Source organism: Actinomadura decatromicini (assembly GCF_008121305.1).
Lineage (GTDB): Bacteria > Actinomycetota > Actinomycetes > Streptosporangiales > Streptosporangiaceae > Spirillospora > Spirillospora syzygii.
Window position 1 is genome coordinate 589,939 of record NZ_VSRQ01000002.1, and the last position, 14,851, is coordinate 604,789.

Genomic DNA, 14,851 nt, shown 5'->3' on the forward strand with positions numbered 1-14,851 from the left:
GCCGATACCGTCATGTAGAAGCCCCATTTTCGATTGCCGCCGTCGAAAAGCTTGCAATCACACTCACAGCCAAGGTAAAAGTCGGCTAGTGAACCTTCGGCACTTCCCGTCAAGCCGGGGAAAGATCACATCAACCAAGATCATGGTGAACTCTCGGAGGCTCCCCGATGACCGAGAACCGAGCCCGTGTCTTCTTCGGCGAAGAACTCCGCCGCATGCGCGATAAAGCCGGGCTGACGGGCAAGCAGCTGGCCGACGCCCTCGGCTGCACCCCGCAGTGGATCAGCATGATGGAAAGCGGCCGCAAGGTCTCCGAGCAGAGCGCCCACGACCTCGACACCTTCTTCAAGACCGATGGCCACTTCCATCGCCACTGGAAGCTCATCAACGACGTCGAGCTTCAGGCCGTGCTTCCTCCCGGGTTCGCGCAGTACGCGGAGGACGAGACGAAGGCCAACTCTGTCCGCGCGTTTTCTGGCTTTCTCGTCAACGGTCTATTCCAGACTGAGGACTACGCGGCGGCGGTGATGGGCACTGCCCACGGGAGTCGTGTGCCGGAGCTGGTCGCGAAGCGCATGGAGCGCCAGGCGATCTTCCATCGGGAGGATCCGCCACTGACCTGGCTGACCATCGATGAGGTGATCCTGCATCGAGTGATCGGATCTTCGCAAGTCATGCGCGGACAACTCGAAGCTTTGCTGAAGGCGTCGGAGCAGCCCGGAGTGGTGATCGAGGTTATGCCATTTCGTGCGGGCTACCACGTGGGACTTACCGGCGACTTCACCATGCTGGGCTTCAGTGATGGGACCAGCATCGCTTACACAGAGTCAGCAGGAATAGGAACGCTCATCCGCACGCCCGACAAGATCGCAGACTTCGTCGTACGCTGGGACTCGCTCAGAGGCTACGCACTCCCCATCGGGGAGTCGCGAGCCGCGATAAAGGCGGCGATGGAGGCTCTATGAACCGCATGCCATGCATCCGCTGGCGCAAGAGCAGCTACAGCGGACACGAGGGCGGCAACTGCGTCGAGGTGGCGGACCTTGCCCGTGTGATCGGCGTGCGTGACTCCAAGGACCCGAACGGTCCGAAGTTGGCCCTCTCCCCGTCCGCATGGAGTGCCTTCACTGCCGAAATCAAGTCAGGCGCACACGACCCGTCCTGACGTCCCCCGCTCACCCTGAGCCCTCGGCCGAACGTCCGCCGGGGGCTTCGCATGGGACGGTCGGGGCCGGACCGCGTGTCCTCGACCGGCCCCGACCGCCGGTCAGACGACTCTCACAGGCCCGTGAGCTGGGTCAGGGTGGTCTGGGCGACCTCCCAACTTGTGTTCACCATCGCGTCCTCTTGTGCGCGGGCCTGAATGATGCTGTCGCCTCGATTGCCGTTGTAGGCCGTGCAGAACCACAGCTTTTTGTGGGAGTCGGCGTCGTAGAGCTGGGAGCACCTGGGCGTCAGGCTGGTGCGGATCTTCTGGTTGGACTCGCGGAGAACCGGGATGAGAGTGTCGTTGTGCAGGCCGGCCTTGCTGCGTGCCATGAGCGCGATGGGGCCGACGGCGTTGACCGAGAAGCCGAGTTGATCCAGGGCGGCCCCGCTGGTGACCGCGGACATCAGGCTGTTGATCTGGGTGATACAGGAGGTCGCGTTCAGCGCGAAGTTCTGCTTGTTGTCCGTGGTCAGATTGTCGAAGTCGGGGAAGTTGATGACGGCGCTGTGCGCGCAGGCGCGCGCGTCGGCGGCGGCGACGGCGTCAATGTGGTTGATGATGTCGCGTTGGGCGGACTGGATCGCGGCGATGATCTGTGCGGTGGCGGCCGCCGATGAGCCGCCACCGGCGAAGGTCTTGTACGCGTCGTACGCGGCCTTGATCGCCGCGGCGACCGTGGCGGGATCGACACTGGGTTGGACCTTGGAGTTCGCTTCTTTGAAAGTGGCTGCCCCGGCCGGACCGGCCGTGGCCGTGACAGCCACGGCAAGCGCCACGCCAACGCCGATGAGTTTCCGCAACACTTCGTGCCTCCTTGACTGACGAGAAGACCTCTTCCAGAAGTACGCGTCCGGGTTACACGAAACACGGTCACGGACAGTCGGGTTGAAATGCCACGGTGTATCGGCGCATCGGTCGCCAGGCTTGGAATCGGCCCCCTAGCGATCAACGGAGACCTCCGTCAAGCGGCCGCAATCGGCGTGGAGCGGCATCCGCACATCGGCGTGGGCTAGGAGTCGGTGAGGGGGTACTTCATGCCCATGTGGGAGGGGTGGAAGCCTAGTTTTTGGTAGAAGCGGATGGCGGCGGGGCGTTGGCGGTCGGTGGTGAGCTGGACGAGGCGGCAGCCGAGACCTCGGCCGCCGTCCATTCGGCCGCCGAATGCTGCGCCTCCGGAGCAAGCGAGCTGTTCGTCGGCACCAAGGACCTGATCCAGTTCTACCTGGCCGCCGACCGAGGAAACCACCTGGTATCAGCCACCTACCAGACCCGCCCCCTGGCCGTCCTGGCCGCATTACGCCAAGCCGTGGACTCCGGCCGCACCGCCGAAGTCCCAGTCCACGTATTCGCCCTCGGTGCCGACCTGGACCACTACGTTCAACACATCCCGACCCGCAACCTGATGATGTGCACCGCCGAACTAAAACACCTGGCCACAACCCAATGCTCACTCGCCGCACAGTTCCAGTAGCCGCCTTCGCCCGCGTGCCGCACGAGGGCATCCGGCCGAACGGTCGGCCTGGCTAGGCCGGTACGGCTCCGTGGGCGGCGGCGATCTGATTGATTCGCTCAGCGGTCTTGAAGTCGAGTTCGGTCACCACGTCCCCGGCGGTGTGCGTCGTCATCGAGAACCGCAGCCGGTCCCAGCGGATATCCACGTCCGGACGGTGCTCCAGTTCGATCGCGGCGGCGGCGACGTCCGCGACGATGCGCATCGCGACGTCGTACTCGACGGCGAACGCCCGGTGGATCTCGCGAGTGTCCCCGGCCCATCCCGTCGCGGCGAGCCGTTCGGCGACCTGACCGGCGTCGAGGGGGGCCCTCAAGCTCACGCGTGTCCTCCCATGCCGGCGAGCATCTCGGCGAGGCGCCGTCCGGGCCGCTCGCTCGCCCACGGTCTCATGCGCTCGCCGAGCGTCCGCAGTTCCCGCCGCATCCGCGCCGAGCCAGTCTCTTCGGCCACGGCGACGACCTCGCCCGCAACGGTCACGGCCTGCTCGGGCTCGCGGCGCGATGCGTATGCCTGCGCCTGCCGCGCCTTGAACACGCCGACGTCGCGGCGGGCCCCGCTCTCGACGAGCGCAGGCATGATCCGCTCCCAGATCGTCAGGGCCTCATCGGCGCGGCCGAGCCGGGTCAGGTACGTCGCGCGCTGGACGTCGAGGTAATGCGTCGTGCGGCACGCACCACCCCATGGATACACGTCGTCGACCCGCTCGACCAGGGCAGCGGCGTCATCGAGCAGCCGGGCGCACTCGTCGGCCGCCTCGCCGGTGTCGTCGTCCCCGGCGGCGAGGGAGACGCCGTGCGCGGACTGCTGCAACGCCAGAACCCGCACCTTGGGGATCAGCCCCGGAGAGTAGGCGAGGACGGCGCCGGTCAGGTCGAGGACACCCCGCCCGTCCCCGAGGTCAGCCAGCAGCATCGCCTTGTTGTGCAGGGCGAACGCCACGAGCTGCGGGTCATGAGACCGGTGCGCGCGTTCGAGCATGAGGTCGTGCCAGTGCGCGGACCGGTCGAGGTCGCCGCCGTCCTGGTAGAGCCAGCCGAGGAACGCGGCGAACCCGGCCGCCAGCGACCACAGCCGCCGACGCAGCGGCGCCTGCGCCCCAGCGGCGAGGTCGCACAGCAGCTCGTACTGCGCGGCAGCGGTCGGGATGAGACGGAACGGGCCGAGATGGCGGTCGGCGCGGTAGTGCCCCGCGAGCTGCTCGGCGAAGTAGTCCGCGAGTTCCGGGGCGACGGGCGCGGACCGCCGGCGCGACGCGGCACCGGCGGCCGACGCCAGGGGCAAGGCATCATGGCGCGCTACCGGGGCGCTGCTCCTCATCGCTTCGCCGAACAGCTCCGCCTCGGCCTTCCCCGTGACCTTCGCATACAGGGGCCGGTAGATGGGGCCGGGGACGTGGTCGCCGCGCTCCCACTGGGCGATCATCTTCGCCAGGCTCTTGATGCCGGGCAGACCGTCAGCGGCGGGATCGGCGGCGCTGCGGAGCATGAGCGCCCATTTCTCCCGCGACCGGTGGGCGCGCCCGTGCTCATCGCGGGGTTCCTCGCGCAGCCTGCGCAGGCGTGCGCCGATGACTTTGGCGGCGGACATGCTGCGATGCACCCTTCGCCGGGGGAAGGGAAGACCGTGCTTCCCCTGGCTTGCCAGTCTCCCTCTGGTCGCGCGCCGTCCGCCACAGATTCACTGAGAGTGATCGAAACACCACCCGTGCATCGCAGCAGGACGGCCTACATGACGACAACCGCAGACGACACCGAGGACGCCAGAGCCCGGCTCAAGGACGAGTTCCCGAGGTGGTCCATCATCCGGACCGACATCGGCAAATGGTGGGCGACCCGCGGACCCCTCACCCGCGAAGACCTCAGCGGCGTCGCGGACGTCTCCGCGGACACCCCCGAAGAACTCGCCGAGAAGATCCGAAGGGTCATGAGCGATGACGGGTGAGGCGAAGCTCTCGCCCGAGCGCGCCCGGAACCTCGCGGAGGCGCTCGCGGCCTACAACCTGCTGATGGACGAGATCGTCCCAGAGTCGCAGTACTACCGCGGCAAGCGCGAGAACCCCGAACGCGTCGCCTACCTCGGCAACATCATCGAGCGCGCGGCCGCCCGCCGCCGCGAGGCCGAGCGCACCACCCCCTGAGACACCGCACCCCCGGATGCCTGCGCGGAGGCGACCAGGGGCGCGGTCCGGGACGGCGAGGTGACAACCCCCTGCATCACCTCGCCGTCCTCCCAAGCAGTGGACGCGCGTTCGATGATCGGAACCGAGGGCGCAGGCCCGCACCAGTTCTCTTAGCCCGCCGAGCAGGCCGGGCAGGGAGAGCGGCCGCCGTAGCAGACTCGGCAGACAGACGCCGAGGGAGCGGGGACGCCGACACCGGCCCGTGGACGGCCTCGTCGTATTCCTCCCCGTCCTGGGGGATCTTGTAGCCGCGGGCGTCGTAGCGGGGCGGTGGCGCGGGCGGCTCGGCAAGCCCGGTACCCCGGCACTCCTAGCACCGGACACGGCAGCCCGTCGTGCGGGTCCGGGACGGGTCGCTCATTGTTGCCCTACCCGTTGCAGTCAGGCACCGCTGAACTGCTAGTACTCGGCGTCTTCCTCTGCCTGGGCGAGCAGCACGTCAACGTCCAGACCTGCGTGCTGGGCAAGTGCCTTCACGAGAGTGAGAGTCTGACTGCCGGTGTCCACTAGCGCGGCCATGTCCTCGTCGTGGCGACCAACCCGAGCCTCGACGGCCCGCAGCCGCATCTCGATTTCACTGAGCGATGCCGCCACCGTCGATCCCCTCTTTCCCCGTCAGACCTCTTGCTCATCGTACGGCTCCTACGGCCAGGCGGCCGCAGGGTTGTGCAGCATCCTGGATCGGTGGTGTCCCACCCGCACCCATACAGAACGTTTGTCCCCCCACCCGGAGGCGTCCAAGGGGCGGTACAGCCCAATTCTGTTGCCTTGACGTGACCTCCGGCCCGGCCTGCGGACGAACCTTGGTCCCGCACGCTAAGGGCGTGCCCGCTTAGCCAACACAGTCTGAACGCCCTAGTGGTCTTCCCTGTGAAGGGCGGGCGGAGTGATGGTGACCTCGACTGTGTAATCGTCCAGCAGGGCGAATCGGGTTCCGAGCCAATCGCGCGCCATCGCCAGTTCCTGATCGAGGCGGCGGACCTGGGTCGCTCCGGGGCGCTTGAGCCCTGGGCCGTTGATCTCAAGCATCCAGAACTTCCCGTCGCGGCTGGCGGTCACGGCGTAGGCGTCCATGCGGTTCAGTTCTCCGTGTTCGGCCTGCGGGCTGCTGGTCGGCGGGTGGGGTTAGGCGTCGTTTAGGTGGTATTTCATGCCCATGTGGGAGGGGTGGAAGCCCAGTTTTTGGTAGAAGCGGATGGCGGCGGGGCGTTGGCGGTCGGTGGTCAGTTGGACGAGGCGGCAGCCGCGGGCGCGGGCCCGGTCGATGGCGAAGTTGATCATGTCTTGGCCGATGCCGGTGCCGCGCTGGGAGGCGGCCACGCGGACCCCCTCGATCTGGGCTCGTTCGCCGCCCGTGTAGGTCAGGCCGGGGATGAAGGTCAGTTGGAGGGTGCCCGCGACCTCTCCGGCGACCTCGGCGACCAGGACGGTGTTGTTCGGGTCGTTCTGGATGGCGCCGAGCGCGGTGAAGTACTCCTCCGGAATCGGGTCGCCCGGTGTTTCGCGGGTCGATCCGAGGGGATCGTCGGCCAGTAGCCGGACGATCCCCGGCAGGTCGGCGACCGTCGCCTCGCGGAAGGTCACTTCTTGATCACGCTGCACACCCGACAGGTTATCCGCACGCTAAGTTGCAACGTTCACGAACGTCCTGTAGTACTACGAGTTGTAGTACTACACTGAGTGGAGACCACCTTCCAACGCACCCGACTGCCGGTGGTCACGTCGCCGCGCAGGGAGATGTCGATGTACCGCAACGAGAACGAGGAACACTGGAGCGACCACGCCATCTGCCGTGGCGCCGATCCCGACCTGTTCTTCCCGATCGGGTACTCCGCGCCGGTGCTCAAGGCGCAGGAGGACGCCGCCAAGGCGATCTGCGCGAACTGCCCGGTGAAGGCCGAATGCCTCTCCTGGGCCCTCCAGGTCGGTGAACCCGACGGCGTCTGGGGCGGGACGACCCCGGAGGAGCGCCGCTACCTGCGCCGCACGGCCGACGCGCCGGTCCGCAAGCCGCTGCCGGTCATCGTGGTGCGCGGCGACGCCTCGGAGTCGGAGCACGCCTCCGCCGCATAGGCCCCGTGGCACCTTCCGGACGGGCCGCGCGTTGACTGGGCAGGGTCGTCCAGACTTACGGTGGCTGACATGAGCTATACCCCCGAACGGCGGCGTTCCGAGTCGCTGGCCAAGCACGGGACGCGGGCGCTGTCCGCGGCCGTGCTGGTCGGGACCGTGACCGCGCTGATGTGGGTCCTGGAGGCGTTCGACTACACGACCGACGGCTGGCTCGACCGGTTCGGCATCCAGCCGCGCGACGTCAACGACCTGCCCGACATCTTCACCGCGCCGTTCATGCACGCCGGGTTCGGGCACCTGATGGCGAACACCGTCCCGTTCCTGGTGCTGGGGTTCATCGCGGCGGTGCGCGGCGTCGCGAAGTTCCTCGTCGCCAGCCTGATCGTGATCGTCGTCGGCGGGCTCGGGGTGTGGTTCACGAGCAGCGCGAACACGCTCGGGTCCAGCATCCTGATCTTCGGCTTCTTCGGCTACCTGGTCGGACGCGGGATCTTCGAGCGCCGCCTCGTGGACATCGCGATCGCCGTGGCGGTCGTCGCCGTGTACGGGACGATGCTTCTCGGCGTCATCCCCGGCGACCCCGGCATCTCCTGGCAGGGCCACCTGTTCGGGCTGCTAGGCGGCGTCCTCGGCGCGTGGTTCCTGCGCCGCTCCCCGAGCCGGGACGCGCCTAGTTCGGCCTGACCGTCACCTCGGAGACGACCGCGTCGCGCGGCGTCTCCAGCGCGGACACCAGCACGCGCGCCACGGTCGCGGGCGCGGCGAAGTCGTCCTCGGCGTAGGGGTGGCCCTCCTCGGCGCGCACCTTCCGCTGCATCTCGGTGGCCGTCCGGCCCGGGTAGACGGTCGTGACGCGCAGGGACCGCTCCTCGGCGCGCAGCGAGTCGGCCAGCGCCCGCAACCCGAACTTCGACGCCGCGTACGCCGACCATTCGGGGTTGGCGCGCAGCCCGGCCGTCGAGTTGACGAACACGACGTGCCCTTCGGCGGCGCGCAACGCGGGCAACAGCAGCCGCGTCAGCTCGGCCACGGAGACGAGGTTCACCGACAGGTGCTCGATCCACTCGTCCGCGCCCAGGTCGGAGACGGGCGCGAGATGCACCATGCCCGCCGCGTGGACGACGCCGTCCAGCCGCGCGGGGACGTCCGCCATCCCGAGGGACGCCTCGATCCGCAGCGGCTCGGTCAGGTCGACCGGGATCGTCGTGATGCGCGGCGTCGGACGCGGCGCCGTCGCGGCCCCCGGGTTGAAGACCTGCGTGGCGGCGTGCGCGCCGGTGCGCAGCCGCGCGGCCAGCGCGTCGAGGCGCTCGGCCGAACGCGCCGTGAGGACGAGGTCGTGCCCCCGCTCGCGCAGCAGCTCGGCGACGGCCGTCCCGATCCCGCCCGTCGCCCCCGTGATCAGATACGTGCCCATGACCGTCCATTCTCGTCGGGTCCGCCATACGTGTGGACGCGGGGGGCGGTCCCCGGGTTCGCGGCCACCGGAAGATCAGCCCGCGGTGGCCGACGGGCGCAGCACCCGCGTCGCCCCCGCGATCAGCGCCGTCGCGAGCACCCAGCCGATCGCGACCAGCCCGTAGCCGATCCAGCGCGACCAGCCGACCGCGTCGTACGACAACTGCTGCCCGAACGTGTCCAGCGGGATCAGCAGGTCGAGCGTGTAGATCAGGGCGTGGAAGGCGGGCAGCTCGTCCGGCGGCTTCACCGCGCGCGGCTTCTCGATCGAGAACACCGTCGTGCCGAGCGCGACCAGGGCGGCGAACCACGCGAACGCGAGCCACGGCCGGTAGCCGAACCCGACCGTCCAGTCGAGGACGTGGTTCCACGCCTTGCCGACCGCGTTCAGGTTGCGGCGCCGGGCGCGCAGCTTCGCGAGCTGCACCTTGCGGGCCATGTCGTCGTGCCCGGCGCCGTGGAACCAGGCGGCGAGCTGCTCGTACGGCTGGAGGTGGAAGTCGGGGTCGCGGGACACCCAGTCGAGCCGGTCGCCGCCCTCGACGCTGCGCAGCGTCTCGTACGTCAGGCCGTTCAGGAACAGCTCGTCCGGCCAGGCGGTGTCGATGTCCATGATCAGTTTGATCCGGGAGTAGGACAGCGAGACCCGGCCCTCGATCTTCCCCTCCGGCAGCAGGAGCAGCTCGTCGGCCACGATGTGGCTCGCGTGCAGCGCCATCCGGCCCGGGTCGCCGGAGTCGAGGCGGCCCCGGGAGAACGACAGGATCCCGTTGAAGCGGGCGCTGCGCAGCCGGACGGTGCCGAGCGCGGAGAAGCCGCGGCTGAACTCGGCGGCGTCCTCGACCACCAGGTTCTGCGCGTCGAGCGCGATGCGGCCCGGGTTGATCAGGCTCGTGCCCTGCATGAACAGGCCGCCGTTCATCCGGCCGCCGACGAGCCGCATCCCGCCGGTGATCGTCGCCTCCTGGACGAACATGCCCGCCTCGACGACGAGCCCGCCGGTGAACACCGCCCACGCCTCGGGGTCGGGCGCGGTGATCGTCGTCCGGTTCATCCGCAGGCCGCCGCCGATCACCGCCCGCGGCAGCTTGACGGTGCCGTCGATCCGCGACCCGGACAGGCTGACGTAGCCGTCCGCGCGCAGGCCGCCGCCGTCGAAGCCGGGCATCCGGCAGTCGGCGAACCGGAGCTGCCTGGTCTCGGCGTTGGAGAAGTCGGGATGCTCGACGAGCCTGCACTGCTCAAGGCGCAGTTCGTGCTCGACCCTCCCGCCGGAGACGTCCAGCGTCCCGGTGACGTACGCGCCGCGCAGCCGGACGGCCGCGACCGCGCCCGGCCGCGTCTCGCCCGCGCCGAGCAGCAGCTGCGTGATGATCTCCGCGCGGACGATGCGGTCGGGGAGCGGCCCGGCCGGGAGGTCGTCGCCGAGCACGACCTTCGCGCCGGTGGGGAAGGCGGCCCAGAGCCGCCGTTCGGCGTGGTTCAGTCCGGGGGGCTGGGGCACGGACACCTTTCTACACGGACACCCTTCCTACGCGGCGATCCCCTCCGCGATCAAGCTCGCGGAGGGGATCGGCAAGGGTTAGAAGAAGCCCCGGCGGCGTCCGGCGTCCCGGAGGAGGCCGTCGAGCTGCCGTTCCCAGTCGGTGTGGTCGACGGTGCCGTAGTCGACCGTGAAGCGGCTGAACGCGTCGTGGCCCTCGGTGAACACGCCGCCGCGCTTGTCGAGCTCCAGCACGACCTCCATCGACTGCGGGTAGGACACGAACGTCACTTCGAGCTGCTTGATGCCGCGCGCGTACTGGCCCGGCGGGTAGAACTCGATCTCCTGGTAGAAGGGCAGCTCCTGGTGGACGCCCCAGATCCGCCCCTTCTCGCAGTCGGCGTTGCGGAACTGGAACCCGAGGTTGGAGAACGCCGCGAGGATGCGCTCCTGCGCGGGCAGCGGGTGGACGGCGATCGGGTCGAGGTCGCCCGGGTCGAGCGCGCCCGCGACCTCCAGCTCGGTGGCGAGCCCGACCGTGGTGCCGTGCAGCGGATGCCCGTACATGTGCGTGAGCGGCGCTTCCCACGGGATGGGGAACTGGAACGGGATGCTGTGCCGGGCCCCCTCTTGAAGGCTGAACCCACCGGCGACGGGCATCTTCGAGTACTCCAGGTTGGACGTGTACTCGTTGTCGCCCGACTCGACCTCGACCTTGGTCCGGAGGGCGAGGTTCACCGCCTTGATGTCGGAGTTGAACTGCCCGCCGATGATGGTGATCTCACCTGTCACCACCCGTCCGGGGGCGGTGTTGGGGTCGTGCAGGGTCGTTTCGATCGACGGGCCGCCGATGCCCATCGCCTGGCGCAGCTTCTTGAAGACCAAGGTCCGTCCCTCCCGTGTACGAGCGCCCCCGGATGCCTGGTTGGGGGCGCTCTCGTCCCATAGACGCTGTTAGGGGAGAGTACGTTCCGAAGTACCGGCGTGACCTGCGAATGGCCACGTCCGGTGACGGCCGCGCGCGGGGGTTTCGGCCGCGGATTTCAGTGCCCGCCGCCCGCGAGGTTCAGGCCGACGACGCCGAGCACGATGAGCGCCAGCGCCGCGATCTTCATCGCGGACACCTGGTCGCCCATGACGAGCATGCCGAGCGCCGCCGTCCCGACCGCGCCGATCCCGACCCACACGGCGTAGGCGGTGCCGACGTCGAGGTTCTTCAAGGCCAGGCTGAGCAGGCCGAAGCTGGTCACGGCGAACACGGCGAAGCCGGCGGACGGCAGCGGCTCGGTGAAGCCCTTGCTGCCCTTGAGGCACAGGGCCATCGCGACCTCGAACAGGCCGGCGGTGATGACGAGGATCCAGGCCATCGTGTACTCCCGGAAGGCGAGACGGTCAGGTCACGCGCCGTCTTCGCCTGCCGGGTACGTCGCACCTCGTCCGGGAGGACGCCCTGGTCCTCATTCGATCCAACGGCCCTGTGCCGTGAGCTGTTCCCCTACGACCGGCCGAGGGCGCGGTACTCCCAGCCCGCACCGCGCCACTGCGCGGCGTCGAGGGCGTGGCGGCCGTCCACGATCCGTTTGTGCTTGACGACCTCCGCCAGCGCCTCCGGACGCACCTCGCGGAAGTCCGACCACTCGGTCAGCAGGACGACGACGTCGGCGTCCCGCGCCACGTCGAACGCGCTGTCGCCGTAGGTGAGCTCGGGCGCCGCGCGGCGCGCGTTGTCGAGCGCGACGGGGTCGTGGACGCGGACGTCGCCGCCGAGGCCGTGCATGGTGCGGGCGACGTCCAGCGCGGGCGCGTCGCGGATGTCGTCGGAGTTCGGCTTGAACGCGGCGCCCCACACCGCGATCCGGCGGCCCGCGAGGTCGCCGCCGAGGACCTCGCGGACGAGGTCGACGGTGCGGGCGCGGCGGCGCCGGTTGATGTCGTCCACCTGGCGCAGGAACGACACCGCCTGGCCGACGCCGATCTCCTCGGCGCGGTGCGCGAACGCGCGGATGTCCTTCGGCAGGCAGCCGCCGCCGAAGCCGAGGCCGGGTTTCAGGAACTTGCCGCCGATGCGGTCGTCCAGGGCGAGGGAGTCGGCGAGGTCCTTGACGTCCGCGCCGACCGCCTCGCAGACCTCCGCCATCGCGTTGATGTAGGAGATCTTGGTGGCGAGGAAGGAGTTCGCGGCGACCTTGACCAGCTCGGCGGTGGCGAGGTCGGTCCTGACCACGGGGGTGCCGAGGTCGAGGACGGGCTTGAACGCCGCCCGCAGCCGCTCCTCCGCCCAGTCGGACGCGACGCCGAACACCAGCCGGTCGGGACGCATCGTGTCGTCGACCGCGAAGCCCTCGCGCAGGAACTCGGGGTTCCAGGCCAGCTCGACGTCCGTGCCCGCGGGAGCGAGGTCGTGCAGGACGCCGGTGAGCCGCTGCGCCGTCCCGACCGGGACGGTCGACTTGCCGACGACGAGCGCGCGGCGGCGCAGGTGCGGGGCGAGGGAGCCGATCGCCGCCTCGACGTAGGACAGGTCGGCGGCGTCCGAGCCGGGGAGCTGCGGTGTGCCCACGCACACGAAGTGGACGTCGCCGAACTCACCGACCTCCTCGTAGGAGGTGGTGAATCGCAGCCTGCCCGAGTCGAGCGCCTTGGTGAGCAGCTCGGGCAGCCCGGGTTCGAAGAAGGGCACCTCGCCGGACGCCAGCCGGGCGATCCTCTCCCGGTCGACGTCCACGCCGAGGACCTCGAAGCCGAGCACCGCCATGCAGATGGCGTGTGTGGCGCCGAGGTAGCCGGTCCCGATGACGGTCAGTCGCGGGACCTCGGCCGTCCTCTGATCCATGCGCACCTCCCTTTCGCGTCGCGGGTGTCGCGCGGTGAATGGCACGTCCGATCTTCCCACCGGAAGGGTCCCAAGCCGCGTCGGGTGCGGTGCTGGCGACGATGCGTGAACAGTGCGTGAACTACCCGGTAACTCGATCCGGGGGTGCCGCCACTGGTTACCAGCGGGTAGCATGAGAGCGAGTTACCGACCAGTACGTAGCGGGACCGCCGGTCGCCGCAAGACCGAACGGAGTCTCGAAATGGGGCACTACAAGAGCAACCTCCGAGACCTCGAGTTCAACCTCTTCGAGGTGTTCCGGCGCCAGGACCTCCTGGGCAAGGGCCCCTACGAGGAGGTCGACGAGGACACCGCGCGCAGCGTCCTCGACGAGGTGAACCGGCTGGCCGAGGGCCCCATCGCCGACTCCTTCGAGGACGCCGACCGCCACCCGCCGGTCTACGACCCCGCCACCGGCGAGGTGACGATGCCGGAGGGCTTCAAGAAGTCGTTCAAGGCGTGGATGGACGCCGAGTGGTACCGGCTCGACCTCGCGCCCGAGTTCGGCGGCAGCCGCGCCCCGCGCTCGCTGACCTGGGCCGTCGCAGAGCAGATCCTCGGCGCGAACCCGGCCGTCTACATGTTCGCGTCCGGTCCCGGCTTCGCGCAGATCCTGTGGCGCATCGGGACGCCGGAGCAGAAGCGGTTCGCCGAGCTGGCCCTTGAGCGGCAGTGGGGCGCCACGATGGTGCTGACCGAGCCGGACGCGGGCTCCGACGTCGGCGCGGGACGCGCCAGGGCCGTCCAGCAGCCCGATGGAACGTGGCACATCGAGGGCGTCAAGCGGTTCATCACGTCGGCCGAGCACGACATGGCGGAGAACATCTTCCACCTGGTGCTGGCCCGTCCCGAGGGCGCCGGTCCGGGGACGAAGGGGCTGTCGATGTTCCTCGTCCCGAAGTACCTGGTCGACCTGGAGACCGGCGAGCTGGGCGAGCGCAACGGCGCGTACGTGACGAACGTCGAGAAGAAGATGGGGCTCAAGGTCTCCACGACCTGCGAGCTGACCTTCGGCGAGAAGCACCCGGCCGTCGGGTACCTGGTCGGGGACGTCCACCAGGGCATCAGGCAGATGTTCCTCGTCATCGAGTACGCGCGGATGATGGTGGGCGCCAAGGCGATCGCGACGCTGTCCACCGGCTACCTGAACGCGCTGGAGTACGCGAAGGAGCGCGTCCAGGGCGCCGACATGACGCGGATGACCGACAAGACCGCCCCGCGTGTGACGATCACGCACCACCCGGACGTCCGGCGCAGCCTCATGACGCAGAAGGCGTACGCGGAGGGCATGCGGGCGCTGCTCCTGCTCGCCGCGACCTACCAGGACGCCGTGCAGGTCGCCGAGTTCGAGAGCCGCAAGGACGAGACGGCCGAGAAGGTCAACGACCTGCTGCTGCCGATCGTCAAGGGCTTCGGCTCGGAGCGGGCGTACGCGCTGCTCGGCGCCGAGTCGCTGCAGACCCTCGGCGGCTCCGGCTTCCTGCAGGACTACCCGATCGAGCAGTACATCCGCGACTCCAAGATCGACACCCTGTACGAGGGGACGACCGCGATCCAGGGCCAGGACCTGTTCTTCCGCAAGATCCTCAGGGACAACGGAGAGGCGCTCAAGGTGCTCTCTGGGGAGATCAGGGCGTTCGCCGACTCCGACGCCGGAAACGGTCGGCTGAAGAACGAGCGGGCCCTGCTCGGCCGGGCCTTGGACGATGTGCAGGGCATCATCGACCCGATGGTCGGCTGGGCGCTCGGCTCGATGGAGGACCCGAGGGAGCTGTACCGGATCGGGCTCAACTCGTCCCGGCTGCTGCTCGCGCTCGGCGACCTGATCGTCGGCTGGCTGCTCTGCCGCCAGGCCGAGATCGCGCTGGAGCGGCTCGGCGGCGGCGACGTCTCCGACGCCGACGAGGCGTTCTACACGGGCAAGGTCGCGGCGGCGCAGTTCTTCTGCCAGACCGTCCTGCCGCGCCTGGCCTCCGAGCGCGCCATCACCGAGGGCACCACCCTGGACGTCATGGACCTCCCGGAGGAGTCCTTCTAGCGCGGTCGTCGATCTCCCGGGCGGC

19 protein-coding genes and 1 riboswitch are annotated in these 14,851 nt (G+C 69.2%); of the genes, 8 read left to right on the plus strand and 11 right to left on the minus strand.

Annotated features, from left to right (window positions below; genetic code table 11):
- The first annotated feature begins 167 nt into the window (after nucleotides 1-167).
- Both FXF68_RS10420 and FXF68_RS10425 read left to right on the plus strand, forming a co-directional pair.
- Nucleotides 168-965, plus strand: coding sequence for a helix-turn-helix domain-containing protein (locus tag FXF68_RS10420; protein ID WP_148758713.1), 798 nt, complete (start codon nucleotides 168-170; stop codon nucleotides 963-965).
- The gene (locus FXF68_RS10425; protein ID WP_187437842.1) at nucleotides 962-1,165 is read left to right on the plus strand and encodes a DUF397 domain-containing protein; all 204 of its coding nucleotides are present in this window, start codon (nucleotides 962-964) and stop codon (nucleotides 1,163-1,165) included. Before FXF68_RS10420 ends, FXF68_RS10425 begins: the two co-directional genes overlap by 4 nt.
- A gap of 113 nt (nucleotides 1,166-1,278) precedes the next feature.
- Here the strand turns inward: FXF68_RS10425 and FXF68_RS10430 are convergent, their stop codons facing one another.
- Complete coding sequence (locus tag FXF68_RS10430) at nucleotides 1,279-2,013, minus strand: hypothetical protein (protein ID WP_148758714.1); 735 nt, start codon at nucleotides 2,011-2,013, stop codon at nucleotides 1,279-1,281.
- A 263-nt stretch (nucleotides 2,014-2,276) separates the two neighbouring features.
- Here FXF68_RS10430 and FXF68_RS10440 point away from each other — a divergent pair, with 263 nt between their 5' ends.
- Nucleotides 2,277-2,681 carry a putative PEP-binding protein gene (locus tag FXF68_RS10440; protein ID WP_246178616.1) on the plus strand — a complete coding sequence of 135 codons (405 nt, stop codon included), beginning with the start codon at nucleotides 2,277-2,279 and terminating at the stop codon, nucleotides 2,679-2,681.
- A gap of 52 nt (nucleotides 2,682-2,733) precedes the next feature.
- Here the strand turns inward: FXF68_RS10440 and FXF68_RS10445 are convergent, their stop codons facing one another.
- Nucleotides 2,734-3,042, minus strand: coding sequence for a 4a-hydroxytetrahydrobiopterin dehydratase (locus FXF68_RS10445; RefSeq protein ID WP_148758715.1), 309 nt, complete (start codon nucleotides 3,040-3,042; stop codon nucleotides 2,734-2,736).
- Nucleotides 3,039-4,310, minus strand: coding sequence for an NsdA family TPR-like regulatory protein (locus FXF68_RS10450; RefSeq protein WP_148758716.1), 1,272 nt, complete (start codon nucleotides 4,308-4,310; stop codon nucleotides 3,039-3,041). Before FXF68_RS10450 ends, FXF68_RS10445 begins: the two co-directional genes overlap by 4 nt.
- A 141-nt stretch (nucleotides 4,311-4,451) precedes the next feature.
- Between FXF68_RS10450 and FXF68_RS10455 the strand changes: the two genes are divergently transcribed.
- Together FXF68_RS10455 and FXF68_RS10460 are read left to right on the plus strand one after the other, a co-directional pair.
- Nucleotides 4,452-4,664 (plus strand): hypothetical protein, encoded by a 213-nt coding sequence (locus FXF68_RS10455; RefSeq protein ID WP_148758717.1) that lies wholly within the window; start codon nucleotides 4,452-4,454, stop codon nucleotides 4,662-4,664.
- Nucleotides 4,654-4,860 carry a hypothetical protein gene (locus tag FXF68_RS10460; RefSeq protein WP_148758718.1) on the plus strand — a complete coding sequence of 69 codons (207 nt, stop codon included), beginning with the start codon at nucleotides 4,654-4,656 and terminating at the stop codon, nucleotides 4,858-4,860. Before FXF68_RS10455 ends, FXF68_RS10460 begins: the two co-directional genes overlap by 11 nt.
- 441 nt (nucleotides 4,861-5,301) lie before the next feature.
- Here FXF68_RS10460 and FXF68_RS10465 read toward each other — a convergent pair whose 3' ends face one another.
- The 3 genes from FXF68_RS10465 to FXF68_RS10475 form a co-directional block, all read right to left on the minus strand.
- On the minus strand, nucleotides 5,302-5,496 hold the full coding sequence (locus tag FXF68_RS10465; protein WP_148758719.1) for a hypothetical protein: 195 nt from the start codon (nucleotides 5,494-5,496) through the stop codon (nucleotides 5,302-5,304).
- A 261-nt stretch (nucleotides 5,497-5,757) separates the two neighbouring features.
- On the minus strand, nucleotides 5,758-5,976 hold the full coding sequence (locus tag FXF68_RS10470; RefSeq protein WP_148758720.1) for a hypothetical protein: 219 nt from the start codon (nucleotides 5,974-5,976) through the stop codon (nucleotides 5,758-5,760).
- A gap of 51 nt (nucleotides 5,977-6,027) precedes the next feature.
- Nucleotides 6,028-6,504 carry a GNAT family N-acetyltransferase gene (locus tag FXF68_RS10475; RefSeq protein ID WP_342787115.1) on the minus strand — a complete coding sequence of 159 codons (477 nt, stop codon included), beginning with the start codon at nucleotides 6,502-6,504 and terminating at the stop codon, nucleotides 6,028-6,030.
- Nucleotides 6,505-6,645: 141 nt separating this feature from the next.
- Between FXF68_RS10475 and FXF68_RS10480 the strand changes: the two genes are divergently transcribed.
- Both FXF68_RS10480 and FXF68_RS10485 read left to right on the plus strand, forming a co-directional pair.
- Nucleotides 6,646-6,975 carry a WhiB family transcriptional regulator gene (locus tag FXF68_RS10480; protein WP_246178617.1) on the plus strand — a complete coding sequence of 110 codons (330 nt, stop codon included), beginning with the start codon at nucleotides 6,646-6,648 and terminating at the stop codon, nucleotides 6,973-6,975.
- Nucleotides 6,976-7,044: 69 nt separating this feature from the next.
- Nucleotides 7,045-7,659: a rhomboid family intramembrane serine protease gene (locus tag FXF68_RS10485; RefSeq protein ID WP_148758721.1), complete on the plus strand. Its 615-nt coding sequence runs from the start codon at nucleotides 7,045-7,047 to the stop codon at nucleotides 7,657-7,659.
- Here FXF68_RS10485 and FXF68_RS10490 read toward each other — a convergent pair.
- The 5 genes from FXF68_RS10490 to FXF68_RS10510 form a co-directional block, all read right to left on the minus strand.
- On the minus strand, nucleotides 7,646-8,392 hold the full coding sequence (locus tag FXF68_RS10490; protein ID WP_148758722.1) for an SDR family oxidoreductase: 747 nt from the start codon (nucleotides 8,390-8,392) through the stop codon (nucleotides 7,646-7,648). The genes FXF68_RS10485 and FXF68_RS10490 overlap by 14 nt on opposite strands.
- A gap of 75 nt (nucleotides 8,393-8,467) precedes the next feature.
- Complete coding sequence (locus tag FXF68_RS10495; protein ID WP_148758723.1) at nucleotides 8,468-9,937, minus strand: hypothetical protein; 1,470 nt, start codon at nucleotides 9,935-9,937, stop codon at nucleotides 8,468-8,470.
- A 78-nt stretch (nucleotides 9,938-10,015) separates the two neighbouring features.
- A complete protein-coding gene (locus FXF68_RS10500; protein WP_148758724.1) occupies nucleotides 10,016-10,801 on the minus strand; it encodes a sporulation protein in 786 nt (261 codons plus the stop codon).
- A 158-nt stretch (nucleotides 10,802-10,959) separates the two neighbouring features.
- Entirely contained in the window at nucleotides 10,960-11,283 is a 324-nt protein-coding gene (locus tag FXF68_RS10505) for a DMT family transporter (RefSeq protein ID WP_148758725.1), read from the minus strand.
- Nucleotides 11,284-11,314: 31 nt separating this feature from the next.
- Nucleotides 11,315-11,378: riboswitch (guanidine-III (ykkC-III) riboswitch) on the minus strand.
- Between the two features lie 33 nt (nucleotides 11,379-11,411).
- Complete coding sequence (locus tag FXF68_RS10510) at nucleotides 11,412-12,749, minus strand: UDP-glucose dehydrogenase family protein (protein WP_148758726.1); 1,338 nt, start codon at nucleotides 12,747-12,749, stop codon at nucleotides 11,412-11,414.
- Nucleotides 12,750-12,990: 241 nt separating this feature from the next.
- Between FXF68_RS10510 and FXF68_RS10515 the strand changes: the two genes are divergently transcribed.
- Nucleotides 12,991-14,826: an acyl-CoA dehydrogenase gene (locus FXF68_RS10515; RefSeq protein ID WP_148758727.1), complete on the plus strand. Its 1,836-nt coding sequence runs from the start codon at nucleotides 12,991-12,993 to the stop codon at nucleotides 14,824-14,826.
- Nucleotides 14,827-14,851 lie beyond the last annotated feature (25 nt).

Excerpts from the sequence above, each read along its gene's own strand:
- FXF68_RS10420 (WP_148758713.1), top strand. The coding sequence starts at position 168 with ATGACCGAGAACCGAGCCCGTGTCTTCTTCGGCGAAGAACTCCGCCGC.
- FXF68_RS10425 (WP_187437842.1), top strand. The coding sequence starts at position 962 with ATGAACCGCATGCCATGCATCCGCTGGCGCAAGAGCAGCTACAGCGGA.
- FXF68_RS10450 (WP_148758716.1), bottom strand. The coding sequence starts at position 4,310 with ATGTCCGCCGCCAAAGTCATCGGCGCACGCCTGCGCAGGCTGCGCGAG.
- FXF68_RS10455 (WP_148758717.1), top strand. The coding sequence starts at position 4,452 with ATGACGACAACCGCAGACGACACCGAGGACGCCAGAGCCCGGCTCAAG.
- FXF68_RS10460 (WP_148758718.1), top strand. The coding sequence starts at position 4,654 with ATGACGGGTGAGGCGAAGCTCTCGCCCGAGCGCGCCCGGAACCTCGCG.
- FXF68_RS10470 (WP_148758720.1), bottom strand. The coding sequence starts at position 5,976 with ATGGACGCCTACGCCGTGACCGCCAGCCGCGACGGGAAGTTCTGGATG.
- FXF68_RS10480 (WP_246178617.1), top strand. The coding sequence starts at position 6,646 with ATGTACCGCAACGAGAACGAGGAACACTGGAGCGACCACGCCATCTGC.
- FXF68_RS10485 (WP_148758721.1), top strand. The coding sequence starts at position 7,045 with ATGAGCTATACCCCCGAACGGCGGCGTTCCGAGTCGCTGGCCAAGCAC.
- FXF68_RS10490 (WP_148758722.1), bottom strand. The coding sequence starts at position 8,392 with ATGGGCACGTATCTGATCACGGGGGCGACGGGCGGGATCGGGACGGCC.
- FXF68_RS10505 (WP_148758725.1), bottom strand. The coding sequence starts at position 11,283 with ATGGCCTGGATCCTCGTCATCACCGCCGGCCTGTTCGAGGTCGCGATG.
- FXF68_RS10510 (WP_148758726.1), bottom strand. The coding sequence starts at position 12,749 with ATGGATCAGAGGACGGCCGAGGTCCCGCGACTGACCGTCATCGGGACC.
- FXF68_RS10515 (WP_148758727.1), top strand. The coding sequence starts at position 12,991 with ATGGGGCACTACAAGAGCAACCTCCGAGACCTCGAGTTCAACCTCTTC.